Genomic DNA, 9,224 nt, shown 5'->3' with positions numbered 1-9,224 from the left:
CGAATGCCCTGGTGCTTCTGCTCCAGGGGAAACGCCAGAATGCCCAGGAACCCGTCCTCATCGGCAAGTTCCAGATTGAGCCAGCGGCGCTTGCTCTCCACCAGTTCCAGCCGTCCTGTGGCATTGACGTCCTCGCGGCGCTCCGCCACCCGCTCTTCCGTGAACAGGTCCCCCACCTGGGCGATCACCAGGGCCGTGTGGGGAAACCGGCGCAGGCGACCGTTGCGCTGGGCGGCCACGGCCACCGGCCCCCACAACCAGGTGAAGCCGAAGACAATGCCGGCGACCAGCCAGAACGCCCCGCCGGGGCTGGCAAAACCGAGGAAAGCCTGGCTGAGGAGCAAGCTGACCACACCCCCAACCACCGAGATCATCACCCGCTGGAGCAACACCTGAGGGCCGCCCCAGCAAGCGGTGAACTGGGGGCCGGTGGCCACCTTGGGGATCAACCGATCCCGCTCCGCTCCGCTCAGCGGAATCAGCATGGCGCCGCGAGGAGATGTTCCAGCCCGTAGATCAGTCCCTCCAGGGAGCCCACATGGCGAATGGTTCTCAGCACGCCCGGCATGTAGGCGCTGCGGTCAATGGTGTCGTGACGCAGGGTGTAGGTCTCCCCGGGGCCGCCAAACATCACCTCCTGATGGGCCACCAGCCCGGGGAGCCGCAGGGCGTGGAGCCGCAGACCGCTGGGGCGCCGCCCGCCGCGACTCCCCCCAAGGCTTTCCTTCTCCTCCATGGAGGCCGGGTTGTAGGTCTTGCCCACGGCTTCCAGCAACTCCGCCGTCTTGATGCAGGTGCCACTGGGGGCGTCCGCCTTGCCGTTGTGGTGCAACTCGATCAACTCCGCATGGTCGTAGAAACGGGCTGCCGCGACGGCGGCCTGCTGCAACAGCACCATGCCCACGGAAAAGTTGGGAATCACTGCAGCGCCAACGGACGCCTTGCGACTGAAATCAGCCAGGTCTTCCAGTTGTTCGGGGGAGAGGCCGGTGGTGCCGATGACCGGGTGAACCCCATAGGCAATGGCCGCCCGGGTGTGGTCATACACCACGGCGGGATGGGTAAAATCCACCATCACGGCGCCGCGATGCTGCTGGCTGATCAGGCAGAGGCACCCCTCCAGATCCCGGCTCACCACCACGTCCAGCGCCCCCAGGCCCAGAGGGAGCCAACGTCCTCCCCTTGGGCTTCCGCCGCTGTATCAATGGCGGCCGCCAGGCTGAGATCCGCCGCCGCCGCGACAGCCCGAACCACGTGGGATCCCATGCGCCCCAGCGCGCCAACAACAAGAACAGGGATTGTGGAGGCAGGGGCGGGGGGGGAGCCTGGATCAGTGACGGGCATGGGAGCGGGCATGGGGTGGGGGACTCCATCAATCCTGATCCTTCGAGGGTAGACTCAAGCAAGCCGTCCGTTCGCTTTGTTGCCATCCCTCCCGTCAGCCCTTGGTGAGAAGACGGATCGGATACTGGACGCCCTGCTTACCGCTCAGCAAGCTTGAACCGGTCCCGGGAAGCCACCGGCTGGTTCCATGGCCCCGCCAGGCGGCTGCTGTTTGCCGGCCTCCTCCTGGCGCTGCTCCAACAGTATGGTCTCCGGCAGCGCCCTGGCCGTTTGCTGGCGGTGCGGCCCGCCCCGGATGGGGCAGCGGCCCTGGAACTACGGTACAGCCGGCCCGTGGATCCGGCCTCCCTGGCCCCGTCCATCCAGCTTGCCCCTGACGCGCCCTTCAACGCCACAGCGGATGGGGCCACAGTCCACCTGCGGCTGACCCGGCCCTATCGCGCCAGTGGCCCCCTCCTGGTGAGGATGGGTGGCCAGGACCGGCAGGGCCAGCCCCTCCGCCGGGTCCATCTCCGATGGGAGCCCCGCCCCTTGCTGCTGGCGCTGGTGTCCGGTCCCCAGGGCCAACGCCTGGAACTGGGCCGGCCCGATGGCCCGTGGCAGCCCGTCACCCCATGGGAGAACAGCATCAGCAACGTGCTGCCCCTGCGGGACGGGCGGGGGGTTGTCTATGCCGCGGCGGTGGAGCCCCTCAGCCGGAAGAACTGGTTTGTAGCGGTGGAGCCGTCCGGTGTGGTGGGGCAACGCCAGTCCGGAGAAGGGCGGCAGGCGGCGCCACCCTGGCCCCTGCCGGGTCCCCCAACCCTCTATAGCCACTTCAGCAGCAGCAACACCGGCCTGCTGTTGCTCCAGGGGGTGGACAGGGCCGCCCTGGAGCAGCCCGCTGACCACCCGCCGTTTTTGCGGCTCTTCCAACCGGGCCGGAACAGGCGTCCACGGTGGCTGTGGCCACAGGATCCCCCTTGGAGACAGATGGCGCCCCTGGAGCAACAGCCGGGGGGACCGGTGGAGTTGCTGCCCGGCGGGGACGGGATCGTCTTCCCCGACGAGAACGGGCTGGTGGTGGTGGGCTTGCCGCCCCTGCCGCCCCAGCGCCAACTCCTGCCCGGCAACCGGGATCTGAAAACCTTCTGTGGCGGCGGGCAGCGGGCTGTGGTGCTGGAACACCAGCCCGATTACGTCAAAACCATCGAACTCTTGCGTCCCGGCCTGGCGCCGGAGGTGGTGTGGGAAGGGGAGGCAGCTATTCTCGCCGTCGCCTGTGACGCAACCGCAGAGCGCATCTGGCTGCTCACCGTTGATGGCGTCCTGAAGGACGGCCAACCCCATCAGGACGTTCTCCTGGTGGAAGTGCAGCCAGGCCATGGCGTGGTGACCGGGCTTGCCTTGACGGACCACGGTCTGAGCGCCACGCCCGCCCTCCACTACGACCCTGTCACCCACCGTCTTCTGACCGTGCTGGAGCACACCCCGGAGACCCGGGACGAGGAGCCCCGGAGCGAAGCCCTGCTCATCACCCTCACCGCCCCTGGTCAGCAGACGCCGCCCCAGGTGAGCGCCATCAACAAACCCGTGGACACTGCCTATTGGCTGGTTCGGTCCTAGGGGCGGCGCCGGTGTTGTTCAGTATCTCCTTGATTGGGGCCGTTGCATCTAACCCTGGTTTTGCTTCTCCTGGCAAAGGTCGTTCATGAGTTGCTCCTCGAAACCGGAATCCGGTTCCCTCCATGCGGACCACTGGCCATCACTGCTGGTTTGGTTGATGTACTCGTGCTTGCAGTTGACGGCCAGATGAAGGGGTTGACCGGAGTTGTTCGGACTGTTTGCGTTTGTAACCCAATGGCCTTCAATCATCTGCCAACCCTGCCAATCGACCTGGAGGGATCCGTAGGTGCGCCAACCGGAACCCACGGTCCTCCCGCCCCGGCTGTTGGGTTCTGCAGCGTCGGGATTTACGGCCACCACCTGCTCGCATTGGGCGCCGCCGGGCAGTTCCAACTGCTCTCCCACGTGGAGGGTGTCGCCAGGGCGGGGATTCAGGGCCATGAGCGCCTGGGGATTGACCCGGCACTTGCGGGCAATGCTATAGAAGCCGTCCCGGGGCTGCACCTCGTAATAGCTTTTTGTCCCTGTAGCGCTGTTGGCGCCGCCGGCGCCTTGGGATGGGCTGGCGCTGGCCACTGCGGTGGATTCCTCCGGGCAGCGGGCATGGCCGGGCAATTGCAACTGCAGACCGGCGCGCAGGACGGTGGGGACATCCGGGTTGAGGCTGATCAGTTCTGCAGTGTCCACCTGGCATTTCTGGGAAATGCTGTAGAAACCTTCCCGGGGTTGCACCTCATAGGAAATGGTTACCCCGGCCCCGGCAGTTGTCCGATCCTGGGTCGTGGTTGTGCCGGTCCTGGCCACCGTGGCGGCGGCGGAGCAGCGGGCATTGGCGGGCAGGGTCAACTGCTGGCCGGGTCGCAGGGTGGTTCCGCTGGCGGCATTGAGGCGCATTAGTTCCTCGGCATCCACCTGGCATTTGCGGGCAATGCTATAGAAGCCGTCCCGGGGCTGCACCTGGTAGGACGCCTGCCTGACGTCCGCACCGGCAAGGTCTCTGCTGTTCCCGCATTGGGCGTTGCCCGGTAGACGCAACTGTTCCCCCAGTTTGAGAGTGTTGTCCGGGCGGGGGTTCAGCCGCATGAGTTCATGGACCTCCACCCGGCACTTGCGGGCAACGCCATAGAAGCTGTCCCGGGGCTGCACTTGGTACGTTGTTGAAGCGGTGGCGGCCGAACCGGCGGAACCGGCGCCGCCGCCACACCGGGCATTGGCAGGCAGAACCAGATCCTCCCCCAGTTTCAGTGTGAGGACGTTGTCCGGGCGGGGGTTCAGACCTATGAGTTCATAGACGTCCACCTGGCACTTACGGGCAACGCTGTGGAAGCTGTCCCGGGGCTGCACCCGATAGCGCCCACTGGCCAATGCAGGCGCCGCCAGCAAACTCAGCAGAGGAATTGCGGCCAGCAAACGAAGGGAGCGAGCCATCACCGGGATTGGGGAGGGAACAAGTGGCTTCACAATGGCAGAGATCCCCCGAAGATGCCAGTTGAAGCCCATGGACCTGTAGCAACAAGCGTTGTGACGCCCTGTGGCGGCGCCATGGGCCGTTCACTGACTGTGGGCCGCCCCCGGGTTTTGGGGTGGTTTCTTGCTGGAGGGAACCGGCTGCTTACGGTTGCGCCTGGGGGGATGCGGGGGCGCCTGCCCTTCTCCAGCGGCCAGCGACGGCGTGCAGCACGAAGATACGTTACCAAATGTTAAGGATTAGGTGGTTTCCATTGCTGGCCCTACGCTTGGATCAGCCTTAGTTGAGATTCCAGCCGCTGCCGTCCCACCTGAACCCGTGTAGTTGCGCCCGGGATTGTTCTCTTCGATTAGTGACTCAGTCACGACCATCTCTTACCCAGGAAACCCGCCATGGACTCTCCCCCTCTTTCCCAGCGGAAAGCAGAAACAGCCAGCAAAAGCAAGAGGAAAACCTGGACTTTGGCCCTGGCCGGGACCAGCGGGCCCCTGGCTGTTCTCCTCGCCTTCTCCCCCGCCGCTTATTCGCAAACCCAGAACCTCTGTGAACGGCTGGATGCATTGAACGATGCAGGGACAGTGTGTGATCTTTCAGGTAAAGGGATCAAGTCGTTAAAAGTCGGTGACTTCAATGGGCTCTCCAAGGTACGCATCCTCCATCTCGAGGACAATGCCCTCACCACCCTGCCGGACAATGTCTTTTCCGGGCTGTCCAGTCTGGAACAACTCTATCTGGGACCATTCTTTCCGTGGCGTACAGACCAGTCCCCTAATATCCCAACAGGCAAAGGTGGTACATCGTATTGGACGAGTGGTAATCCCCTGACAAGCATATCGGCAGATGCCTTCAGTGGGCTCTCGAAGCTGAAACATCTCTCTATGTCGAATAATAGCCTCATCAGCTTACCCGAGGATGTGTTCGATGGACTCTCCAATCTAGTAGGTCTTAGCCTGTACAATAATGGATATCGAAATAGCCTCACCAGCTTACCGGAGAATATCTTCGATGGACTCTCCAATCTGGAACACCTGTCTCTGCATGGCAGTCAACTAAGCAGCTTGCCGGAGGATGTCTTCGATGGACTCTCCAATCTGAAAGAACTGGGTCTAGGAGTTAACCATCTTAAAAGTCTACCAGAAGATGTCTTCGATGGACTCTCGAATCTTAAAAATCTCTATCTGCAAGATAATAAACTAACCAATCTACCAAAGGATATCTTTGATGGACTCTCGAATCTTACAAGTATCATGCTGAACAATAATAAACTGACCTGCTTACCGAAGGATATCTTCGATGGACTCTCGAATCTACGTTACGCATTTGTAGGAGATCTGCCCCATTGTGAGCAGCCAACTCTATCTTTGCCAAAGGATACTCCGCCGGTGGTATCTTTTTCAGGGAGTGAGAGCGTGAGCGAGGATGCAGGAACACATGGCGTGACGGTGAAGCTGACCCCGACACCCACCTCCAATATCAATCTTAATTATACGATGGGCGGCACGGCGACGGCTGGGACGGACTACACAGCGTTATCGGGATCAGTGACGGTGGCGGCCGGTAAAAGCAGCGTCGATATCCCTGTGGTGATTACGGATGACGAGATCCAGGAGTCAAGCGAGACCATCATCCTGACATTGATGAATGGCGCGGACTATGATCTGGGCGCGACGACGACGTACACGTTGACGATCAAGGACGATGACAGGGCCGGGGTGACGATAAGAGAGAGCGAGGGGACCACAACGGTGACGGAGGCGGCTGGGGCGGGCCGCACCGATAGCTACACGGTGGCGCTGGCCAGCAAGCCCAGCGCGGACGTAAGTATCAGGGTCGCTTCTGCCACACCGACAGCAGCGCAGGTGCATGGTCCGGGCGGCGCGGCGGGCGGCGCGGCTACCCTCCGCTTCACGCCGGGGAACTGGTCGACGGTCCAGACGGTGACGGTCACCGGGGTGGACGACAACGTGGAAAACGAAAACGAGGAGCAGAACGACAGCGGGATTGTGGCGCTGAGCCATCGCAGCGTCAGGATCAGCCATACCGCCGTCTCGGATGATGACAACTACGACGGGATCGACATTGCCGATGTCGTCGTCCAGGTGGTGGATGATGACGCGACCACCCTGTACGACAAGAAGGCGGCTGTACCCCAACAGCTCACGGTGTCCCTATCGGCGGAGCAGGAGACCATAGACGAGGCCAACGGGAAGACAAGGTTCACTATTACCCTGAGTCGGGTGTTGGCAGCCGGCGAGACCGCGACCGTGCCGTACACCGTCACCGGTGGGACGGTAGGCGATCACTGGAACATCCGCTTCCCCAAGAAGGCCAACGGTGTGGGTGTGGAGCATATACCACCGGGGAACGGCAAGAAAGGGGCGGTGAAGTTCAGCGAAGGAGGACAGAAGGCCACGTTGACCCTGATCGGTCGTCCCGATAGCGACAAGGCGGACCGGCCCATCGCCATCGCCTTCGGGACGGGCAAGCGCACGCCGAGCACCAACGTGGCGGGGGGCATCACGCCCCTCGGTGATCCGCTGACGGTGACCATCGTGGATTCGGTTTATCCGCAAACCCAGAACCTCTGTGAACGGCTGGATGCATTGAACGATGCAGGGACAGTGTGTGATCTTTCAGGTAGAGGGATCAAGTCGTTAAAAGTCGGTGACTTCAATGGGCTCTCCAAGGTACGCATCCTCCATCTCGAGGACAATGCCCTCACCACCCTGCCGGACAATGTCTTTTCCGGGCTGTCCAGTCTGGAACAACTCTATCTGGGACCATACTCTAATGGGACGTTTATCCCAACAGGTAAGGGTGGTAGCTCGTATTGGGCGAGTCGCAATCCCCTGACAAGCATATCGGCAGATGCCTTCAGTGGGCTCTCGAAGCTGAAACATCTCTCTATGTCGAATAATAGCCTCATCAGCTTACCCGAGGATGTGTTCGATGGACTCTCCAATCTAGTAGGTCTTAGCCTGTACAATAATGGATATCGAAATAGCCTCACCAGCTTACCGGAGAATATCTTCGATGGACTCTCCAATCTGGAATACCTGTCTCTGCATGGCAGTCAACTAAGCAGCTTGCCGGAGGATGTCTTCGATGGACTCTCCAATCTGAAAGAACTGGGTCTAGGAGTCAACCAGCTTAAAAGTCTACCAGAAGATGTCTTCGATGGACTCTCGAATCTTAAAGATCTCTATCTGCAAGATAATAAACTAACCAGTCTACCAAAGGATATCTTTGATGGACTCTCGAATCTTACAAGTATCATGCTGAACAATAATAAACTGACCTGCTTACCGGAGGATATATTCGATGGACTCTCCAATCTACGTTACAAATTTGTAGGAGATCTGCCCCATTGTGAGCAGCCAACTCTTGTATCCCAACAGCTCACGGCGTCCCTATCGGCGGAGCAGGAGACCATAGACGAGGCCAACGGGAAGACAAGGCTCACCATTGCCCTGAGCCGGCCGTTGGCAGCCGGCGAGACCGCGACCGTGCCGTACACCGTCACCGGTGGGACGGTAGGCGATCACTGGAACATCCGCTTCCCCAAGAAGGCCAACGGTGCGGGGGTGGAGCATATACCGGGGAACGGCAAGAAAGGGGCGGTGAAGTTCAGCGAAGGAGGACAGAAGGCCACGTTGACCCTGATCGGTCGTCCCGATAGCGACAAGGCGGACCGGCCCATCGCCATCGCCTTCGGGACGGGCAAGCGCGCGCCAAGCACCAACGTGGCGGGGGGCATCACGCCCCTCGGTGATCCACTGACGGTGACCATCGTGGATTCGGTGGAGTTGCTGGTCTCCCTGTCGGCCGAGCAGACTACGATCAGTGATGGCAGAGGGGCCAACAGGAGGACGCGGTTCACCATTGCCCTGAGCCGGCCGTTGGCAGCCGGCGAGACCGCGACCGTGCCGTACACCGTCACCGGTGGGGCGGTAGGCGATCACTGGAACATCCGCTTCCCCAAGAAGGTCAACGGTGCGGGTGTGGAGCATATACCACCGGGGAACGGCAAGAAAGGGGCGGTGAAGTTCAGCGAAGGAGGACAGAAGGCTACGTTGACCCTGATCGGTCGTCCCGATAGCGACAAGGCGGACCGGCCCGTCGCCATCGCCTTCGGGACGGGCAAGCGTGCGCCAAGCAGCAACGTGGCGGGGGGCATCATGCCGGTGGGAGATCCGTTGACGGTGACCATCGTGGATGGGGATGATGCAGCGCTCTGGGTGGCGGACGCAACGGTGAACGAGGATGCGGGTCTGCTGCGCTTCAGCGTCCACCTGAGCGCTCCCGTACAGGAAGTGGTATTGGTGTCCTACCGCACCCGGGAATCCACCCCGGTGTCGGCCCAGGAGGGGAGGGATTACGAGAGGGCGAGCGGCCAGCTCATCTTCCAGCCTGGCCAGAGCAGCAAGCAGGTGCCGATCACCATCATCAACGACCTCCATGACGAGGGGCGAGAGACCTTCGAGTTGGTGCTGTCCAACCCCCGGAAGGTGAGGATTGCCGATGGGGTGGGGGTGGGCGCCATCATCAACAACGACCCGCTGCCGGGCGCATGGCTGGTGCGTTTTGGCCGCACGGTGGCCCAGCAGGTGGTGGATGCCCTGCAAGCCCGCTTCACCGTCAGTCCCCAGGAAGGGCTGACGGTGATGGTGGCGGGGGAAGACCTCACCAGTGAGCCGATGTTGGTGGAGAACGAAGGGGTGCTCTCCAAGGTGTTGGGCTTTGAGAGCGTCACCGTCCAGCAGATGGTGGAGGGTTCCGCCTTCTCCTTCTCCCCGCCAACAGATGC

Annotated in this window: 4 protein-coding genes and 1 pseudogene; 2 read left to right on the top strand and 3 right to left on the bottom strand. The window is 61.7% G+C overall.

Annotated features, from left to right (window positions below):
* A partial coding sequence (locus tag BG35_RS0103750; protein WP_025781770.1) for a DUF8619 family protein occupies window positions 1–485 on the bottom strand: 485 nt, incomplete at its 3' end.
* Window positions 479–1,344 (bottom strand): annotated as a pseudogene (dapB, locus tag BG35_RS10130) (4-hydroxy-tetrahydrodipicolinate reductase). The gene BG35_RS0103750 and the pseudogene dapB, both read right to left, overlap by 7 nt.
* A 153-nt stretch (window positions 1,345–1,497) precedes the next feature.
* Here dapB and BG35_RS0103740 point away from each other — a divergent pair.
* Window positions 1,498–2,949 (top strand): hypothetical protein, encoded by a 1,452-nt coding sequence (locus BG35_RS0103740; RefSeq protein WP_025781769.1) that lies wholly within the window; start codon window positions 1,498–1,500, stop codon window positions 2,947–2,949.
* A 48-nt stretch (window positions 2,950–2,997) separates the two neighbouring features.
* On the opposite strand, the gene BG35_RS0103735 is transcribed toward BG35_RS0103740, so the two are convergent.
* The gene (locus BG35_RS0103735; protein WP_161632523.1) at window positions 2,998–4,377 is read right to left on the bottom strand and encodes a lytic transglycosylase; all 1,380 of its coding nucleotides are present in this window, start codon (window positions 4,375–4,377) and stop codon (window positions 2,998–3,000) included.
* Window positions 4,378–4,809: 432 nt separating this feature from the next.
* Between BG35_RS0103735 and BG35_RS10125 the strand changes: the two genes are divergently transcribed.
* The coding region (locus BG35_RS10125; protein WP_152535157.1) for a Calx-beta domain-containing protein at window positions 4,810–9,224 on the top strand (4,415 nt) is incomplete at its 3' end.

This window comes from Candidatus Synechococcus spongiarum SH4, from assembly GCF_000586015.1.
GTDB lineage: Bacteria > Cyanobacteriota > Cyanobacteriia > PCC-6307 > Cyanobiaceae > Synechococcus_B > Synechococcus_B spongiarum_F.
Note: the sequence above shows the minus strand (reverse complement) of the source record. Positions and strands in the feature narration are given on the sequence as shown.

Excerpts from the sequence above, each read along its gene's own strand:
- BG35_RS0103735 (WP_161632523.1), bottom strand. The coding sequence starts at position 4,377 with ATGGCTCGCTCCCTTCGTTTGCTGGCCGCAATTCCTCTGCTGAGTTTG.